13 protein-coding genes, 1 tRNA gene, 2 rRNA genes and 1 other RNA gene are annotated in these 16720 nt (G+C 41.1%); 13 read left to right on the plus strand and 4 right to left on the minus strand.

Annotation, left to right across the window (positions count from 1 at the left end):
- Positions 1–159: 159 nt before the first annotated feature.
- The 5 genes from MHI22_RS16350 to MHI22_RS16370 all read left to right on the plus strand — a co-directional run bounded on the left by MHI22_RS16350 (position 160) and on the right by MHI22_RS16370 (position 3877).
- Complete coding sequence (locus tag MHI22_RS16350) at positions 160–795, plus strand: deoxynucleoside kinase (protein WP_036122083.1); 636 nt, start codon at positions 160–162, stop codon at positions 793–795.
- Complete coding sequence (locus MHI22_RS16355) at positions 795–1463, plus strand: deoxynucleoside kinase (RefSeq protein ID WP_036122086.1); 669 nt, start codon at positions 795–797, stop codon at positions 1461–1463. The genes MHI22_RS16350 and MHI22_RS16355 overlap by 1 nt, the downstream gene beginning before the upstream one ends.
- A gap of 84 nt (positions 1464–1547) precedes the next feature.
- On the plus strand, positions 1548–2075 hold the full coding sequence (locus MHI22_RS16360; RefSeq protein ID WP_058843213.1) for an LOG family protein: 528 nt from the start codon (positions 1548–1550) through the stop codon (positions 2073–2075).
- A gap of 82 nt (positions 2076–2157) precedes the next feature.
- Positions 2158–3066 (plus strand): methyl-accepting chemotaxis protein, encoded by a 909-nt coding sequence (locus MHI22_RS16365; RefSeq protein WP_036122113.1) that lies wholly within the window; start codon positions 2158–2160, stop codon positions 3064–3066.
- Positions 3067–3256: 190 nt separating this feature from the next.
- The gene (locus MHI22_RS16370) at positions 3257–3877 is read left to right on the plus strand and encodes an RraA family protein (protein WP_058843212.1); all 621 of its coding nucleotides are present in this window, start codon (positions 3257–3259) and stop codon (positions 3875–3877) included.
- Between the two features lie 45 nt (positions 3878–3922).
- On the opposite strand, the gene MHI22_RS16375 is transcribed toward MHI22_RS16370, so the two are convergent.
- The 4 genes from MHI22_RS16375 to MHI22_RS16390 all read right to left on the minus strand — a co-directional run bounded on the left by MHI22_RS16375 (position 3923) and on the right by MHI22_RS16390 (position 7649).
- A complete protein-coding gene (locus tag MHI22_RS16375; protein ID WP_036122120.1) occupies positions 3923–5197 on the minus strand; it encodes a cation:dicarboxylate symporter family transporter in 1275 nt (424 codons plus the stop codon).
- A 92-nt stretch (positions 5198–5289) separates the two neighbouring features.
- Positions 5290–6168: a response regulator gene (locus MHI22_RS16380; RefSeq protein WP_036122124.1), complete on the minus strand. Its 879-nt coding sequence runs from the start codon at positions 6166–6168 to the stop codon at positions 5290–5292.
- The gene (locus MHI22_RS16385) at positions 6169–7428 is read right to left on the minus strand and encodes a sensor histidine kinase (protein ID WP_051891648.1); all 1260 of its coding nucleotides are present in this window, start codon (positions 7426–7428) and stop codon (positions 6169–6171) included. It abuts the gene before it with no gap.
- Between the two features lie 128 nt (positions 7429–7556).
- Positions 7557–7649, minus strand: a tRNA-Ser gene (locus MHI22_RS16390).
- A gap of 168 nt (positions 7650–7817) precedes the next feature.
- On the opposite strand from MHI22_RS16390, the gene ffs reads away from it, so the two are divergent.
- The 8 genes from ffs (at position 7818) to MHI22_RS16430 (ending at position 16604) form a co-directional block, all read left to right on the plus strand.
- An RNA gene (gene ffs / locus MHI22_RS16395) (signal recognition particle sRNA large type) lies at positions 7818–8085 on the plus strand.
- A 143-nt stretch (positions 8086–8228) separates the two neighbouring features.
- Positions 8229–10013 (plus strand): DNA polymerase III subunit gamma/tau, encoded by a 1785-nt coding sequence (gene dnaX / locus MHI22_RS16400; RefSeq protein ID WP_340812386.1) that lies wholly within the window; start codon positions 8229–8231, stop codon positions 10011–10013.
- A gap of 21 nt (positions 10014–10034) precedes the next feature.
- Positions 10035–10349 (plus strand): YbaB/EbfC family nucleoid-associated protein, encoded by a 315-nt coding sequence (locus MHI22_RS16405; protein ID WP_036122138.1) that lies wholly within the window; start codon positions 10035–10037, stop codon positions 10347–10349.
- 11 nt (positions 10350–10360) lie between these two features.
- Positions 10361–10957: a recombination mediator RecR gene (gene recR, locus MHI22_RS16410; RefSeq protein ID WP_036122141.1), complete on the plus strand. Its 597-nt coding sequence runs from the start codon at positions 10361–10363 to the stop codon at positions 10955–10957.
- A 13-nt stretch (positions 10958–10970) separates the two neighbouring features.
- On the plus strand, positions 10971–11186 hold the full coding sequence (locus tag MHI22_RS16415; RefSeq protein WP_036122143.1) for a YaaL family protein: 216 nt from the start codon (positions 10971–10973) through the stop codon (positions 11184–11186).
- 76 nt (positions 11187–11262) lie between these two features.
- Positions 11263–11535 (plus strand): pro-sigmaK processing inhibitor BofA family protein, encoded by a 273-nt coding sequence (locus tag MHI22_RS16420; RefSeq protein WP_036122146.1) that lies wholly within the window; start codon positions 11263–11265, stop codon positions 11533–11535.
- A gap of 281 nt (positions 11536–11816) precedes the next feature.
- Positions 11817–13368 (plus strand): 16S ribosomal RNA (locus MHI22_RS16425).
- 308 nt (positions 13369–13676) lie between these two features.
- Positions 13677–16604 (plus strand): 23S ribosomal RNA (locus tag MHI22_RS16430).
- Together the 16S and 23S rRNA genes form the textbook arrangement of a ribosomal RNA operon.
- The last annotated feature ends 116 nt before the right edge of the window (positions 16605–16720 follow it).

The raw sequence follows: 16720 nt of genomic DNA on the forward strand, positions 1-16720 counted from the left end.
AAAAATCGCGCAGAGAAATTTACTAGAACAATCAATAGGTTGATTCTGTTTTTCATTTTCCTACTATGATAGAATGAAAAGTACTGATTTATTTAATGAATGAGGTGCCAAAGTAGGGCACAACGTGATAATCCATCGAACAAAAAGGAGGAACTTCTGGTGACGGTTCCATTTGTTACGGTAGAAGGTCCGATTGGTGTTGGTAAAACCTCTTTATCAAAAGAGATAGCAGCGACATTTAATTACCATCTATTAAAAGAAATTGTAGACGAAAACCCTTTTTTAAATAAGTTTTATGAAAACATTGAGGAGTGGAGTTTCCAAACGGAAATGTTCTTCCTTTGTAATCGCTATAAGCAATTAACGGATATTAAAAAATTTCGATTAGCGCATGCCAAACCGGTTGTAGCAGACTATCATATTTTTAAAAATTTAATATTTGCGAAACGTACATTGGCGCCAACTGAGTACGACAAGTACGAGGAAATCTATAGAATTTTAACGAAGGATATGCCTGTTCCAAATGTAGTGGTTTATTTACATGCCAGCGTTGAAACATTAATGAAGCGTATCGCCATGCGTGGTCGAGAATTTGAAAAGATGATTTCACGAGATTACATGGAGCAGCTTGTGGCTGATTATCATTCCTTTATCCAGCATTTTGAGAACATGCATCCTGAAATTCCAGTTATTCGATTTAATGGAGATCAGCTTGATTTTGTAAAAAATCCAAATGATTTAGAACATGTTTTAAAAATAATTAAAGATACGTTACAACAAAGGAGTTTGCAATAATGAATTTAAGAGAGAAGTATGATATTCCACCACAAACAGTCATCACTATTGCAGGAACTGTTGGTGTAGGAAAATCAACGATGACAAAGGCGTTGGCAGAGGCACTAAACTTTCGTACATCATTCGAGAAAGTAGATACGAATCCATACCTTGATAAATTTTATGATGACTTTGAAAAATGGAGCTTTCATTTACAGGTTTACTTTTTAGCAGAGCGATTTAAAGAACAGAAGCGTATTTTTGAATATGGCGGAGGATTTGTACAAGATCGATCCATTTACGAAGATACTGGGATTTTTGCTAAGATGCACTATGATAAAGGAACAATGAGTCCGACAGATTATGAAACATATACAAATTTGTTTGATGCGATGGTGATGACACCCTATTTCCCGCATCCAGATTTGCTTGTCTATCTTGAAGGACCAATTGATGCAGTTATTGGTCGTATTCAAGAGCGTGGACGTGCCATGGAGCAACAGACACCGAATGATTATTGGGTAGAAATGCATGAACGCTACGAAAACTGGATTAATAACTTTAATTCCTGTCCAGTTCTTCGTTTAGATATTAACGATTATGATTTATTAAAAAATCCTGATGCCATTGAATCAATTGTGAGCCGCATCAGTCATATGCTAAAACAAACAAGCCATTTACGAAAGTAAAAGTAAATGACCAAAAAACGTGGGACAATATATAGCTGATTGTTGCACGTTTTTTGAATAGGAGGGATTACTATAAGAATTGCAGTGTATTGCGGATCTGGTTTAGGTAAAAATCCTATTTATGCTGAGAAGGCGGCGGAGCTAGGTACAGCACTAGCTAACAGCGGTCATGGTGTGGTCTATGGTGGTTCTAAAACAGGGTTAATGGGGAAGGTGGCCGATGCTGTTTTAGCAGCGGGTGGAGAAGTAATTGGTGTGATGCCCACTCATTTACAGAAGAGAGAATTGGCACATGCCTCATTAACAGAGATTCATTTTGTAGACTCTATGCATATTCGTAAGGCTAAAATGGCAGAGTTAGCCGATGCCTTTATTGCTCTTCCTGGTGGCGCAGGAACTTTAGATGAATATTTTGAGGTATTTACTTGGGCACAGATTGGACTGCATGAAAAACCTGTCATTTTATATAATGTAAATGGATTCTATAATGCAATTTTGAAGCATTTTAAAATAATGTTAGAGGAAGACTTTATACGTGCAGAACAAAAGGCGCTCTTTCATGTGGCAACGACTTCGAAAGGTGTTTTACGTTTATTAAAAAAACATGGGTGAGCATTCCCATGTTTTTTATGTAAGATAAAAGTTAAATAATTATATTTTAAGTAAAAAAATAGAAATAAATGAGGTGTTGTATATGCACAGTGTAGATGCTCAAGTAACCGATGATTTAGTAGTACAAGCCATTGAACGTAATATAGCAATTATCCGCTTTAATATGGACAGAAGAGTAGCATACGTCAATGAGCTATTTGCTCAAACATTAGGTTATACCGTACAGGAGATGTTAGGAAAGCACCATAAAGAACTTTGCTTGCCTGATTTTACGAATAGTAGCGAGTACGATAAATTTTGGCGTAATCTAACAGCTGGAAATAGCTATCAGGATAAAGTTGAGCGAATCGATGCTAACGGTCAAAGAATTTGGTTGGAAGCGACATATATGCCTGTTTTCGCAAATAATACAAGAAAAGTAATAGGTGTTTCTAAAATAGCTGCTAATATTACTGAACGTCAAAATGAGATAATGAGCGTAGCCGACAAATTAAAGAGTATGTCTAAAGAGCTTTATCAGCGTTCAGAAGCTGGTATTCAAAATAGCCAGGACCTACTGGAAACCATTCAAGTAGTGTCACAGGAATCAAATGAAAATGTAAGTAATCTTGCACAGCTTCAAAAACAAGCGGATTCTATAAAAGGCATTGTCAAAACGATTCAAGAGATTGCCTCACAAACTAATTTATTGGCTTTAAATGCGGCCATTGAAGCAGCTAGAGCTGGCGAATATGGTAGAGGTTTTGATGTAGTAGCCAAAGAGGTTCGAAAGCTTTCTGTAAGAGTTGAGCAATCCATTTCAGAAGTGAAAGATAATGTTGAAGGGATTGAACGAGAAATTAGTCAGGTGACAGACAGTATTACAAGGATAGCTGAAAAAGCGGATAAAACGAATGAACAAATTACCGTCACTACAAATGATTTTAGTGAAATTGCATCTGCTGCTGAAGCATTAGATGAACAATCCAAGCAGTTTATCGAAATTATTTAATCTTAAACATGGCACTATCCTTTAAATAGATGATGCCATTTTAATATCAATACACATATTTCATAAAAAATAATGGTGAAATACTGTTGTCATTTTTTCCACTTGTTTTCGATATATATTGAAATAGTCTATATTTTTTATTTACAATAATAGTGTAAGGCTTTCATCAATCATAATAGGGGTGTTATGTATGACAAAAGTGGAAGTAAGCTTTCAGCATCTACCAACTACAGCTATATCAGATGCGACAGGTGGGCATACCAATTTGCGTAGTGATATCAAGCCGTTAGCAGATCATTTTAAAATTGCAGGGCGAGCTGTGACTGTACGTTTACCAGATGGTGAAAACGGGGCAGTATTGGAAGCAATTAGAGCAGCGAATGAAGGGGATATTTTAGTAATTGATGCAAAAGGAAATACGAATAGAGCGGTAGCTGGAGATTTTGTGATTTCCTTAGCAAAGGGCATTGGTGTACAAGGTTTTGTTGTAGATGGCGTAATCCGTGATATTGAAGCAATTCGGGAGCTAAATTTCCCTATATTCTCGTTAGGTACTACCGTAGCTGCAGGCAATAAAAATGGTGGTGGTCAAGTAAATGTGCCCATTGCCATAGGGGGAGTAACAGTTCTCCCTGGTGATTATATAATTGGGGATGTAGACGGTGTGATTGTCGTGCCACAGCAAGAGGCTGAAAAAATTGTAGCAGCAGCAGAAGCCAAACTCGAAAAAGATGAAAAGCGTGCACAGGAAGCACATGTCAATGGAAAAGAATCCATTATAGCTTATTTAGATAAAATATTAGCAAAATAAAAAAACCCTCACGATGCCATCCAACATCGTGAGGATTTTTTTAACTTACGCTAGATTTTCATTATCATTAAAGTAATTTTTCATCTTTTCGCGATCGAAACGACCTTCCCATTTTGCCATTACTAATGACGCTAATGAGTTACCAATTACGTTAACAACTGTACGTCCCATATCAAGAATACGGTCAATACCAGCGATAAATGCTAGTCCTTCAAGTGGAATACCGACAGTACCTAAAGTTGCTAGAAGTACTACGAATGATACTCCTGGAACACCTGCAATCCCTTTAGATGTAACCATTAGTACAAGCATTAACGTAATTTGTTCACCAATGCTTAGGTGAATACCGTACATTTGAGCAATAAATAATGCTGCAATGGCTTGGTAGAGTGTTGATCCATCTAAGTTAAAGGAGTAACCAGTTGGTATAACAAAGGAAACAATATCCTTTGGCGCACCTAATTTCTCCATTTTCATCATAACACGTGGTAATACAGCTTCAGAACTTGCTGTAGAGAACGCTAAAATTAGTTCATCTTTTAATACTTTAATTAAATAGAAGATGCTAATTCCTGCGAATTTTGCCACAAGGCCAAGAACGACAAAGATAAAGAATAGCATTGTTGCATATACAAGAATGGCCAATTTGGCAAGTGGAACCAGGGAGGCAAACCCATATTTGGAAACGGTTACACCAATTAAACCAAATACCCCAAGTGGAGCGAATTTCATTACGAGGTTTGTTACCCAGAACATAGCATCTGCTACCCCTTGGAAGAAGTCTAAGACTGGTTTTCCTCGATCACCAACTGCAGCAACCCCTAAACCAAAAAGAACTGAGAAGAAGATAATCGCAAGCATATCACCTTCAGCCATTGACTGAATGATATTTGTTGGGACAATGCCTACAATGATATCAAATGGCCCCTCATGCTGTACTTCTTCAGTTGTTGATACATACTTTGAAATATCACCTTGAGATAGTTCATTCATATTTATACCTGCACCAGGTTGGAAAATGTTCGCAGAAAGTAATCCAACTACGATGGCAACAGTTGTAATAATTTCAAAGTAAATAATAGATTTCCCGCCTAATCGTCCAAGTTGCTTCATATCTCCAGTACCAGCAACACCAACGATTAAAGTCGAAATTATAATCGGTACAACAATCATCTTAATTAGATGTAAAAATATATCCCCTAATGGTTGTAAATATGTCTCAATTTTGGGGTTTCCGTAAAAGATACCACCAATAATGATCCCTAAAATCAAACCGATTAAAATTTGAGCGGCTAAACTGATTTTAAATTTCTTTTTCAAATCCTTTGTACCTCCCCTAGTATTAAATTTTCAGGACACGCCTTACTTTAATAATACAGAGGACTTACGGAATCCGACAAAATCCGAGAAAATTAATTTACTTTTGTTAAAATGTCTGAATATAAAACTTGAATAAACTTCTTAATATTAACCTTTGCTTTACGATTATCGTGGTCTTCAATTTGTGTCATGAGCTGGCGAATCTCTTTAAAATCAAAGTAGCGTGGGGCATAGTACTCGAATTCAGAGTTTGTATAATCAACAACCCCTAAATTAGCAAGATTAATCATTGCAGCTAATATTGTTCGGCGCACACGCTGTTCAATGGCTTTACTTTCCTTTAATATGTCATCGGGTGTAGCCTTTGTCACAGCTGCAATTTCTTCATACAGCTCTTTTAATGGAGGAAGAGGTGCAATCTTATGCTGATGAGCAAGTAATGTTTCTATAATGGCAATTATATCCTCACTACCAATTTCACCGACAATGCCCATATCATTTAAAATAGATTGAATATGATCTCGTGATGTTGCTTTATGAGCCTTTTGTTCAGTTAATTCAATGTTTGTAAGTGATTGACGTATAACTAACAGTGAATTTTTAAGTCGAAATTGTTCAGTTGTTTTTTTCAAAACATTTTCTACTTCGATACGGTTGATTGGTTTATGAATGAAGAAATCAATTCCTTGTTCATAGGCCTCACCAACCATTTCCTTATTCACAACTTGTGAAATCATAATAAATTGTCCCTCAAAACGATTTTGCATAAGTTGCTCAACTGTTGCTATACCATCGAGCTTGGGCATCAGTAAATCAATTAACACAAATTCTGGCTGCGTCATTAAAATCTGTGGTATGGCATCCTCACCATTACGTGCCTCACCAATAACTGTACCTAGCCCGCTATCTTCAATAATTTGTTTTAACATAACACGACTTGCACGATCATCGTCTACAATAAAATACCTCATTTAAGTCTCTCCCGTTTGAATAGTTTGCGTAGGAATTATGATTTTAAACGTTGTATATTGATCGTCTGAATCAACGGTTATTGAGCCTTTTAATTTTTCTACTAATTCAGCAACGTGTGAAAGCCCAATGCCAGTTGCCGCTACACCATCAATATTGAACTTGGTTGTGTATCCAGGTTCAAAGATAACAGAAATATCTGCTTGTGAAATTCCTTGCCCATTATCACATACTGTTATTACAGTATTATCTTCTTGGCGCCCAATAGCAATAGAAATGATACCTTGTTCTTCAATAGCCTCAACAGCATTGGCAGATAAGTTATTTAAAAGAGCAAGGAGTGCAATATGTTCCTTTGTTTGAAAATCGAAGTCTATACATGTATTAAATTGTATATCCTTCCCAAGTAATTCAGCGTATTTCCTATTGCCTTCTTCAATATAATGCAATAATTCAGATAATACGAAAGGGCCGAAGCTTCTTTCGCCCACAATCTTCGAAATACCAGCATATATACGTTGAGAATCTTTCTTCACTTCATGGATTTCCTGGGCAATATGAAGTGCCTGTAAACTTTCAGCTCGATAACCTAGCACTTTTAACTGTCGATATAATTCATAACCGCTGGCTGTAATAGTTTCAATATGGTTCATTGATTTTTTTAAGTATAGGGTCTCAACATAGAGGTCAGAACCGATATTGAGCATTTCTTGTACTCGTTTTTTTTGCTCAGCAATCAAAATGGAGCTATAAATACCTACTACAAAAAAACTACGTAATATAGCTACGGCTAATAGGATCAGAAGGTCATGAAGAAATAAAAAAGTATAATTTTGGACAAAAAATCGAAAAATTTGTTCTGCTAAATTACTAATGACCTCACTAAAGGCGACGAGTAAACCAAGTTTTAAAGGTTTTTCTCTATATTGTTGAATATCTAAAATTTGTAGGCACACTGCAAACAATACATAAAATAACGCGGCTGGTAAATGGTTAAATAGACTCTCAGAAATTGGAACGTTGTGTAACGTGGAATTAATAACACGAAAAATTGTTGTCACTATACTTGTTGCAATACCAGCTAAAATAATCGGTGTAGGTTTAAGTAGTGTGCATAAAAAGAAGATGATCGTACCTAAACCAAAACGGAATGTTGTATTAGCAAATGGCATAATTTTAATTTCACTACCAATTGCGGTCAGGACAGCAATAATGAAAATCCAAGTAAGGGAAGCACGTGTCATAGATAATTTCGATTGCAATATTACAACCTCCCATCATTCATATAATAAAAAATACCACAACCGAGGCGGAAGTGGTATCTAACAAGTAATACATACAATTTTGGCAAAAAAAAAACGGCTACAATTGTAGTCGGAAATTTTAAAAATGGAGGAGGTAGAGGGATTCGAACCCCCGCGCGGTGTTACCCGCCTGTCGGTTTTCAAGACCGATCCCTTCAGCCAGACTTGGGTATACCTCCATGTTATATTGCTCTGCTGTCTTATCGACAAAAATAAATTTATCATAACTAGAAACACTCGTCAATATTTTTTTTGAAAAAAATTTAAGTAGTTTATTCAGGGCTTGGAAATAAATAATTTGTGCATTAAGTTGCAATTTATACAAACTGTCAGTATACTAGTTATTGCCGTGCTAGGTGGGAAGGTAGCGGTGTCCTGTAACTCGCAATCCGCTCTAGCGAGACTGAATTCCTTTTTCGAGGCTGTCCGTATTGTTTGGTCTGCCTTTTGCACGTAGTGTTGACGATTGGGTCCTGCGCAATGGATACCCATGAACCATGTCAGGTCCGGAAGGAAGCAGCATTAAGTGGTCTTATCCATGTGCCGCGGGGTTGCCTAATCCGAGCTAACGACAAGAGTAACGCTTATGTGCGGCTGTCAAGGAAAGGTGCACGGCATTAACTTGCCAATTCAAAGCATCCGTCTACTATAAGGCGGGTGCTTTTTTATTTTTAAATTTAGTAACTTCATTTTCTATATAAGAAGGCAAATGCTATAATATAACTATTCAATTAAATGGAGAAGGAGAGAGGAAATCAGTGACGTATCAAGCATTTTATCGTGTGTATCGACCGCAATCTTTTCGAGAAATGTCTGGCCAAGCACATGTCAAAAGAACGCTACAAAATGCTCTCCTAGCAAATAAAACAACGCATGCTTACTTATTTTCTGGGCCGCGTGGTACAGGGAAAACAAGTACAGCCAAAATCTTTGCGAAGGCTTTAAATTGTGAACATGCACCATCGAAAGAACCGTGTAATGAATGCGCTACATGCATAAGTATTACGGATGGCTCCCATCCTGATGTCATTGAATTTGACGCGGCTTCGAATTCACGTGTTGAAGAGATTAGGGATATTATAGAAAAGGTTCGCTTTGCTCCTGCAAGCAGTAGATATAAGGTGTACATCATAGACGAAGTGCATATGCTTTCTACAAGTGCCTTTAACGCTCTTTTAAAAACTTTGGAAGAGCCACCTCCTCATGCTGTATTTATTTTAGCAACGACAGAGCCTCACAAATTGCCTGCAACGATTATTTCTCGTTGTCAGCGCTTTGATTTTAAGCGACTTTCTACCAATGATATTATTGAACGTATGAAGGTCGTCCTAGAAGATATTGATTTACCATATGAAGAACAAGGTTTAAAGGTGATCGCACAATCAGCCGCAGGAGGAATGCGTGATGCTTTAAGTTTGCTAGACCAAGTTGTGTCATTTAGTGGGGAAAAATTAAAGCTTGAGGACACATTATTAGTTACAGGTTCAATTAGTCAGGATGTTTTTTATGACTTAGCTGAAGCATTGAAAGTAAAAGATGTTGCTCAAATGCTAGCTCTTTTAGAGCAACTTATAGCTGATGGCAAGGATCCCTTGCGCCTTTCAGAAGATTTAATTACTTTTTTCCGCGATTTACTATTACTTCAAACAAGTGATAATTTAGCTGAACTTTTAGAACTAGTGTCCCCTGAAGAGCGTGTATTTACTTTAGCACACGAATTTGCTCCAGATATGCTTTATGGCTATATTGATATACTCGCAAAAATACAGCAGGAGATGCGTTTCTCTCACCATACGAAAATTTACTTAGAAACAGCATTGCTTAAAATGGCACAATTTTCGGGAGGGTTAGCGCATCAAACAGTGGCTATGAACGAAACTGTACAAAGCTCAGAACTCACGCAAAAGGTGGTAGCGCTTGAGCAGATGATTCAACAATTATCCTTGCAACTGCAAACAGGAACTACTGTGCAAACGCCGTCAACGCAAAAAGAGCAAAGACCTCGTGCTAAAAACCCGAATGGCTATAAAGCACCCACTGGTCGTATTCAGGAAGTGTTGAAAGATGCTACAAAGCAAGATGTGCAACGTATCAAGTCAGTTTGGGCACAAGCATTAAATCAAATGCAAAAATCTCAATCGGCTCTTTTAGCAGAGGCTGAACCTGTTGCGGCATCTTCGAGTGCTTTTGTGTTAAAATTCAAGTATGATATTCATTGTCAGATGGTTGCCGATAACCAATCTTTAAAGGCTCACTTTACACAATTAATTGCTGGGCAAACTGGTACAATGTACGAGATGCTATGTATACCAGAAGAATCTTGGTTGAAAATGCGTGAAGAGTTTATCCGTGATCACAGTCTACAGCAAAAGAAATCACAGGCTGTCTCAGAGCATGGAGAAGAATTATTAGAGCCACCACCGGCAGAAATGCCAGATGAACCATTTATCGATGATGCCCAACCTCTTGCTTCACAAGATCCACTTGTGACAGAGGCTGAAAAGCTCTTTGGTAAAGATTTTGTTGAAATTATTGAAGATTAAATTTTTAGGAGGAAGACATTTATGCGTGGAATGGGAAATATGCAAGGTATGATGAAAAAGATGCAAAAAATGCAAAAGGAAATGATGGAGGCTCAAGAGGCTTTAAATGCTGAGCAATTTGAAGGTGTTGCAGGCGGCGGCATGGTAAAAGTAACAGTTTCTGGTCAGCGTGAAGTAGTGTCAGTAAATCTAGATGAAGCTGTAGTAGACCCAGAAGACATCGAAATGTTACAAGACCTAATTGTTATTGCAACAAACGAAGCGTTGAAAAAGGTAGAAGAAAAAACAAACTCAACGATGGGTAAATTCACTCAAGGCTTAAACCTTCCATTCTAGGAGGTAATCATATGTACTACCCAGAACCAATATCTAAATTGATCGATAGTTTTATGAAATTGCCAGGTATCGGGCCGAAAACCGCGGCTCGTCTGGCGTTTTTTGTGTTATCTATGAAAGAAGACGATGTATTATCTTTCTCTAAAGCATTGATTGATGCTAAACGAAACCTGAGTTACTGTTCTGTCTGTGGCAATATAACAGATGTAGACCCATGTCACATTTGTGCAGACAAGCAGCGAGATCATTCTATTATTTGTGTTGTGCAAGATACAAAGGATGTTATTGCAATGGAAAAAATGCGTGACTACAACGGCATGTATCATGTACTTCAAGGTGCAATTTCTCCAATGGATGGTATCGGTCCAGAGGATATTAATGTTGCTTCCTTGTTAGTGCGTTTGCAAGATGAAAGTGTACAAGAGCTTATTTTAGCTACGAATTCAACAATTGAAGGTGAGGCAACAGCTATGTACATATCTCGCCTTGTCAAACCTTCAGGGATTCGTACGACTCGTATTGCGCATGGATTGCCAGTAGGGGGAGATTTAGAATACGCAGATGAGGTTACGCTATCTAAGGCAATGGAAGGCCGACGCGAATTATGAGTGAGGGATTAATATGTTCTTCCGTAGTAAAGGAAAGTTAAAAAAAGAATTCGATGATAGGCTTGTGAATCTTATAAAAGAAACAAAAGAGGATTTACAGCAGGCGAAGATAATAGAAGAATTAATGGATGACTATGATCTCGGGGTAATTGCTCAACGCAAAACAGCAGAAAGTATTCATTTCTATTTATTTAAGGAAGCTAGAATTCGCAAGGTATTAATAAAATAGTTCTTATTTAAATATTCATAGAAGCGATACAGGAAACATAAACTTTCATAATTATTTAATTGAGGGGGCAACCATATTGTCTTGGTTAGTAATTATGAGTATTAGTATTCCTGTAGGGCTTCTTTTTCTTTATGTAATAATAAGACATGCTAAACTAGGTAAGATTTTAGAAGGGTTATCGGTGTTTTGGTTTAGATTTGCATTTGCTTTTCTATTATTATTTATAATCCATTTAGGTATTGGTTATATAGGATATAATGTACCCATCAATCTATTTTCAGTCTTAACTATTGCCGTCTTAGGTATTCCGGGTGTATTAGGAATAACAGCTTTAATATTTTTTTTATAAAAAGCTTGCAATATGAAAAGAATATGATATAGTTATAAAAGTCGCTAATATAACTGATTGAAACGAAAATAAATTAAAAATTTATGTTGACACATTATATACGACATGGTATTATATAAGAGTTGCTGCTAAAACAGCAGTTAACGAAATGAACCTTGAAAACTGAACAAGCAAAACGTAATCAATAAAGTTTTCAGTAACTAACTTCTGTTAGTGAACGAAACAAAATTTTGGACATCAAAATTGATGCCAGCAAAACAATTTGAGCTATTCAAATTTCTTTTATGGAGAGTTTGATCCTGGCTCAGGACGAACGCTGGCGGCGTGCCTAATACATGCAAGTCGAGCGAACAGAGAAGGAGCTTGCTCCTTTGACGTTAGCGGCGGACGGGTGAGTAACACGTGGGCAACCTACCTTATAGTTTGGGATAACTCCGGGAAACCGGGGCTAATACCGAATAATCTGTTTCACCTCATGGTGAAACACTAAAAGACGGTTTCGGCTGTCGCTATAGGATGGGCCCGCGGCGCATTAGCTAGTTGGTGAGGTAACGGCTCACCAAGGCGACGATGCGTAGCCGACCTGAGAGGGTGATCGGCCACACTGGGACTGAGACACGGCCCAGACTCCTACGGGAGGCAGCAGTAGGGAATCTTCCACAATGGGCGAAAGCCTGATGGAGCAACGCCGCGTGAGTGAAGAAGGATTTCGGTTCGTAAAACTCTGTTGTAAGGGAAGAACAAGTACAGTAGTAACTGGCTGTACCTTGACGGTACCTTATTAGAAAGCCACGGCTAACTACGTGCCAGCAGCCGCGGTAATACGTAGGTGGCAAGCGTTGTCCGGAATTATTGGGCGTAAAGCGCGCGCAGGTGGTTTCTTAAGTCTGATGTGAAAGCCCACGGCTCAACCGTGGAGGGTCATTGGAAACTGGGAGACTTGAGTGCAGAAGAGGATAGTGGAATTCCAAGTGTAGCGGTGAAATGCGTAGAGATTTGGAGGAACACCAGTGGCGAAGGCGACTATCTGGTCTGTAACTGACACTGAGGCGCGAAAGCGTGGGGAGCAAACAGGATTAGATACCCTGGTAGTCCACGCCGTAAACGATGAGTGCTAAGTGTTAGGGGGTTTCCGCCCCTTAGTGCTGCAGCTAACGCATTAAGCACTCCGCCTGGGGAGTACGGTCGCAAGACTGAAACTCAAAGGAATTGACGGGGGCCCGCACAAGCGGTGGAGCATGTGGTTTAATTCGAAGCAACGCGAAGAACCTTACCAGGTCTTGACATCCCGTTGACCACTGTAGAGATATAGTTTCCCCTTCGGGGGCAACGGTGACAGGTGGTGCATGGTTGTCGTCAGCTCGTGTCGTGAGATGTTGGGTTAAGTCCCGCAACGAGCGCAACCCTTGATCTTAGTTGCCATCATTTAGTTGGGCACTCTAAGGTGACTGCCGGTGACAAACCGGAGGAAGGTGGGGATGACGTCAAATCATCATGCCCCTTATGACCTGGGCTACACACGTGCTACAATGGACGATACAAACGGTTGCCAACTCGCGAGAGGGAGCTAATCCGATAAAGTCGTTCTCAGTTCGGATTGTAGGCTGCAACTCGCCTACATGAAGCCGGAATCGCTAGTAATCGCGGATCAGCATGCCGCGGTGAATACGTTCCCGGGCCTTGTACACACCGCCCGTCACACCACGAGAGTTTGTAACACCCGAAGTCGGTGAGGTAACCTTTTGGAGCCAGCCGCCGAAGGTGGGATAGATGATTGGGGTGAAGTCGTAACAAGGTAGCCGTATCGGAAGGTGCGGCTGGATCACCTCCTTTCTAAGGATTATTTCGGAATACAAACCTAGGGTTTGTAAGATTACGTTTTGCGTTCAGTTTTGAAGGTTCATTCTTTCTTGAATGAAAAGCTTCAAAACTTGTTCTTTGAAAACTGGATAAAACGACATTGAAATTGTAACAAACACATTTATTTTTTAAGTTTTTTTATAGGCTTAATAACATTAGAAGGTTTCAAGACACGAGCAGTTCTAGGAAGCAATCGAGTGAATGAAGGAGCGTACTTGAGTACGTGACTGATTGAACGAGTGAAGCTGACAACGAAATGTGATGTGTATTGAAAGCCGTTAGGTTAAGTTATTAAGGGCGCACGGCGAATGCCTTGGCACTAGGAGCCGAAGAAGGACGGCACTAACACCGATATGCTTCGGGGAGCTGTAAGTGAGCTTTGATCCGGAGATTTCCGAATGGGGGAACCCACTACGTTTAATCGCGTAGTATCTTGACGTGAATACATAGCGTCTTGAAGGCAGACCCAGGGAACTGAAACATCTAAGTACCTGGAGGAAGAGAAAGAAAAATCGATTCCCTGAGTAGCGGCGAGCGAAACGGGAAGAGCCCAAACCAAGAGGCTTGCCTCTTGGGGTTGTAGGACACTCAATACGGAGTTACAAAAGAGCGAGTTAGATGAAGCGACTTGGAAAGGTCCGCCAGAGCAGGTAAAAGCCCTGTAGTCGAAAGTTCGTTCTCTCCTGAGTGGATCCTGAGTACGGCGGAACACGTGAAATTCCGTCGGAATCCGGGAGGACCATCTCCCAAGGCTAAATACTACCTAGTGACCGATAGTGAACCAGTACCGTGAGGGAAAGGTGAAAAGCACCCCGGAAGGGGAGTGAAAGAGATCCTGAAACCGTGTGCCTACAAGTAGTTAGAGCCCGTTAATGGGTGATAGCGTGCCTTTTGTAGAATGAACCGGCGAGTTACGATTACGTGCGAGGTTAAGCTTTAGAAGGCGGAGCCGCAGCGAAAGCGAGTCTGAATAGGGCGAAATAGTACGTGGTCGTAGACCCGAAACCAGGTGATCTACCCATGTCCAGGGTGAAGGTAAGGTAACACTTACTGGAGGCCCGAACCCACGCACGTTGAAAAGTGCGGGGATGAGGTGTGGGTAGCGGAGAAATTCCAATCGAACTTGGAGATAGCTGGTTCTCTCCGAAATAGCTTTAGGGCTAGCCTCGTGATGAGAATACTGGAGGTAGAGCACTGTTTGGACTAGGGGGCCATCCCGGTTTACCGAATTCAGACAAACTCCGAATGCCAGATATTTATACACGGGAGTCAGACTGCGAGTGATAAGATCCGTAGTCAAAAGGGAAACAGCCCAGACCACCAGCTAAGGTCCCAAAGTAATCGTTAAGTGGAAAAGGATGTGGCGTTGCACAGACAACCAGGATGTTGGCTTAGAAGCAGCCATCATTTAAAGAGTGCGTAATAGCTCACTGGTCGAGTGACGCTGCGCCGAAAATGTATCGGGGCTAAACGATTCACCGAAGCTGTGGATTGACATCTACGATGTCAGTGGTAGGAGAGCGTTCTAAGTGCGTTGAAGTCAGACCGGAAGGACTGGTGGAGCGCTTAGAAGTGAGAATGCCGGTATGAGTAGCGAAAGACGGGTGAGAATCCCGTCCACCGTATGACTAAGGTTTCCTGAGGAAGGCTCGTCCGCTCAGGGTTAGTCGGGACCTAAGCCGAGGCCGATAGGCGTAGGCGATGGACAACAGGTTGATATTCCTGTACCACCTCCTCACCGTTTGAGAAATGGGGGGACGCAGTAGGATAGGGTAAGCGCGCTGTTGGTTATGCGCGTCCAAGCAGTAAGGCGTGTGTGTAGGCAAATCCGCACACTGTAACGTTGAGCTGTGATGGCGAGTCCGTATGGACGAAGTTCCTGATTTCACACTGCCAAGAAAAGCCTCTATCGAGGTGAGAGGTGCCCGTACCGCAAACCGACACAGGTAGTCGAGGAGAGAATCCTAAGGTGTGCGAGAGAACTCTCGTTAAGGAACTCGGCAAAATGACCCCGTAACTTCGGGAGAAGGGGTGCTCTTGAGCGTGCAAGCGCATGAGAGCCGCAGTGAATAGGCCCAGGCGACTGTTTAGCAAAAACACAGGTCTCTGCAAAACCGTAAGGTGACGTATAGGGGCTGACGCCTGCCCGGTGCTGGAAGGTTAAGAGGAGTGGTTAGCGCAAGCGAAGCTGCGAATTGAAGCCCCAGTAAACGGCGGCCGTAACTATAACGGTCCTAAGGTAGCGAAATTCCTTGTCGGGTAAGTTCCGACCCGCACGAAAGGCGTAACGATCTGGGCACTGTCTCAACGAGAGACTCGGTGAAATTATAGTACCTGTGAAGATGCAGGTTACCCGCGACAGGACGGAAAGACCCCGTGGAGCTTTACTGTAGCCTGATATTGAATTTTGGTACAACTTGTACAGGATAGGTAGGAGCCAGAGATCTCGGAGCGCCAGCTTCGAAGGAGGCGTCGGTGGGATACTACCCTGGTTGTATTGAAATTCTAACCCATGCCCCTTAGCGGGGCAGGAGACAGTGTCAGGCGGACAGTTTGACTGGGGCGGTCGCCTCCTAAAAGGTAACGGAGGCGCCCAAAGGTTCCCTCAGAATGGTTGGAAATCATTCGTAGAGTGTAAAGGCACAAGGGAGCTTGACTGCGAGACCTACAAGTCGAGCAGGGTCGAAAGACGGGCTTAGTGATCCGGTGGTTCCGCATGGAAGGGCCATCGCTCAACGGATAAAAGCTACCCCGGGGATAACAGGCTTATCTCCCCCAAGAGTCCACATCGACGGGGAGGTTTGGCACCTCGATGTCGGCTCATCGCATCCTGGGGCTGTAGTCGGTCCCAAGGGTTGGGCTGTTCGCCCATTAAAGCGGTACGCGAGCTGGGTTCAGAACGTCGTGAGACAGTTCGGTCCCTATCCGTCGTGGGCGTAGGAAATTTGAGAGGAGCTGTCCTTAGTACGAGAGGACCGGGATGGACACACCGCTGGTGTACCAGTTGTCTTGCCAAAGGCATCGCTGGGTAGCTATGTGTGGACGGGATAAGTGCTGAAAGCATCTAAGCATGAAGCCCCCCTCAAGATGAGATTTCCCATTACGCAAGTAAGTAAGATCCCTCAAAGACGATGAGGTAGATAGGTTCGAGGTGGAAGTGTGGTGACACATGGAGCTGACGAATACTAATCGATCGAGGACTTAACCAAAAATGTTTGAACCATTCAATGAACCGTTTATCCAGTTTTGAAAGAATAATTTCTTTTATGAAGGGTTTCAAGATACGAGTAGTTCGAGGAAGCAATGGAGAGAGGGAAGGAGCGTA

The sequence above is a fragment of the Lysinibacillus sp. FSL L8-0312 genome (assembly GCF_038003285.1).
GTDB lineage: Bacteria > Bacillota > Bacilli > Bacillales_A > Planococcaceae > Lysinibacillus > Lysinibacillus fusiformis_D.

Excerpts from the sequence above, each read along its gene's own strand:
- MHI22_RS16355 (WP_036122086.1), top strand. The coding sequence starts at position 795 with ATGAATTTAAGAGAGAAGTATGATATTCCACCACAAACAGTCATCACT.
- MHI22_RS16365 (WP_036122113.1), top strand. The coding sequence starts at position 2,158 with ATGCACAGTGTAGATGCTCAAGTAACCGATGATTTAGTAGTACAAGCC.
- MHI22_RS16370 (WP_058843212.1), top strand. The coding sequence starts at position 3,257 with ATGACAAAAGTGGAAGTAAGCTTTCAGCATCTACCAACTACAGCTATA.
- MHI22_RS16380 (WP_036122124.1), bottom strand. The coding sequence starts at position 6,168 with ATGAGGTATTTTATTGTAGACGATGATCGTGCAAGTCGTGTTATGTTA.
- MHI22_RS16405 (WP_036122138.1), top strand. The coding sequence starts at position 10,035 with ATGCGTGGAATGGGAAATATGCAAGGTATGATGAAAAAGATGCAAAAA.
- recR (WP_036122141.1), top strand. The coding sequence starts at position 10,361 with ATGTACTACCCAGAACCAATATCTAAATTGATCGATAGTTTTATGAAA.
- MHI22_RS16415 (WP_036122143.1), top strand. The coding sequence starts at position 10,971 with ATGTTCTTCCGTAGTAAAGGAAAGTTAAAAAAAGAATTCGATGATAGG.